Below are 1929 nucleotides of genomic sequence, written 5' to 3' on the forward strand. Positions count from 1 at the left end.
ATTTAATATTTCAGTAGGAATTGTTTTATCGTTTTACATTTACTTAGACCAAAAGAGTGATCTAATTACAGTATTAAAGCAAGAAATAAAAGAAATAAAAATGAATGCTGCATCCCTAGGTCCAAATGATGACAATACTCAAAGAAAACATAAACGTAAAAATGTTTATTTTAATTATTTTTTAAATAATAATAATGGATTTGAAATCTATGATGAAACAGCACCCGGGTATACAAAGGATATAGAAAAAGTTTTAAAACAGATTAATCCAAATCATAATAAAGTCGTTATTAAACGAATTGATCCACATAATAAGGAAGAACTAAATTTAATGATTGCTGCAGAAGAGGTGTATGATTCATCAAATCATTACCTAGGTACAATCTATAGTGGGAAAGATTTATCGTCAGTTATTTATTTAATAAAGCAGTTTATCAGTATCTCATTTTTACTCTCAATTATCTTTTGTTTTATGGCATACTATTTCGGCAAGAAAATTACAAATCAGGCAATGGAACCAATTATTGCATCTTATAAAGAACAACAAGAATTTGTGGAAAATGCTTCACATGAACTAAGAACACCATTATCTGTATTACAAGCTGGTATTGATGTATTAAGCGTTGAACAAGATCGTCTATCTGATTTCGGAAAAGAAACTTTATCAGATTTAAAAAAGGAATTAAGTGATACACGTAATCTAGTTCATCAATTACTATTTCTAGCAAGACTTGATCATAAACAAATCGCCAAAGTTAATATTGAAGAATTCAGAATCGATGTCTTTTCGGAACAAATTCAAAAAGCATGGCAATATAAAGCATCAGAAAAAAAACAAATAATACAGTTATTAAATGAAGAAAAATTTATTGTTAAAACAAATCAAGAAAGTCTAAAACAATTGATTAATATCTTTGTTGATAATGCGATTAAATACTCAAATGAGGACCGAACCATATCATTAAATTACTACGTAAGATCAGAAAAAAAAGCAAACTATTTCTATTTTGAAATAAATGATAAAGGTATTGGAATTGAAAAAGAGCTACAAGAGAAAATATTTAATCGGTTTTATCGAATCGAAGAGCATAGGTCAAGAGATGAAGGTAATACTGGACTTGGGTTATCGATCGCAAAATCTATTATAGAGTCTTTAAATGGAGAAATTATTGTTAATAGCGAATTCGGTAAGGGTAGCAGTTTTAAAATTAAAATTCCGATTTCCAATTTGTTTCAAATTAAGACAAATATATAGAGATAAATTTTGAGGGAATTAGAGTTATATGGAGATTATTAAAAATTTTATTGATCTCATCTTGCATTTAGATCAACATTTATTAACCTTTGTGCACAACTATGGGGCAATAACTTATTTCATCTTATTTTTCATTATTTTATTGGAAACAGGACTTATTGTGACACCATTTTTACCAGGAGATTCATTAATTTTTACAGCAGGTGCCCTTGCTTCTTTACATTTATTAAACTTTTTTGGATTATTAATCCTTTTCATAATCGCAGCTAGTTTAGGTGATTCTTTAAATTATTTTATAGGTAAGAAATTCGGAAGTAAATTAAGTAAAAGTAAAAAAATAAATACAAAATACATTCATGAAACTGAAAACTTTTACAAACAAAAAGGTCCTAAATTTATTGTATTAGCAAGGTTTATTCCAATAGTTAGAACATTTGCACCATTTGTAGCAGGGATTGGAGAAATGAACTATTCAAAATTTATTTCTTATAACATTTTTGGAGCGACACTTTGGGTTGGTCTAATGGTATCAATTGGCTACTTTTTTGGAAATATTCCAATTGTAAAAAATCATTTTGGTCTATTAACGATGGGGTCATATTCGTTTCAATCATTCCAATATTCATCGATGTAATTAGAAAATTTATTAAGAAAAAATAAATTGAAGCAATTTA

General features: G+C 27.5%; 2 protein-coding genes. Both read left to right on the top strand.

What is annotated here, in order from left to right:
* Nucleotides 1-1255 (top strand): sensor histidine kinase (locus tag CN514_RS24625; protein WP_098234812.1); only part of this gene is annotated, 1255 nt, incomplete at its 5' end.
* 28 nt (nt 1256-1283) lie between these two features.
* A complete protein-coding gene (locus CN514_RS24630) occupies nt 1284-1889 on the top strand; it encodes a VTT domain-containing protein (RefSeq protein WP_286141831.1) in 606 nt (201 codons plus the stop codon).
* Nucleotides 1890-1929: the final 40 nt, after the last annotated feature.

This window comes from Bacillus sp. AFS001701, assembly GCF_002559405.1.
Classification (GTDB): Bacteria; Bacillota; Bacilli; order Bacillales; family Bacillaceae_G; genus Gottfriedia.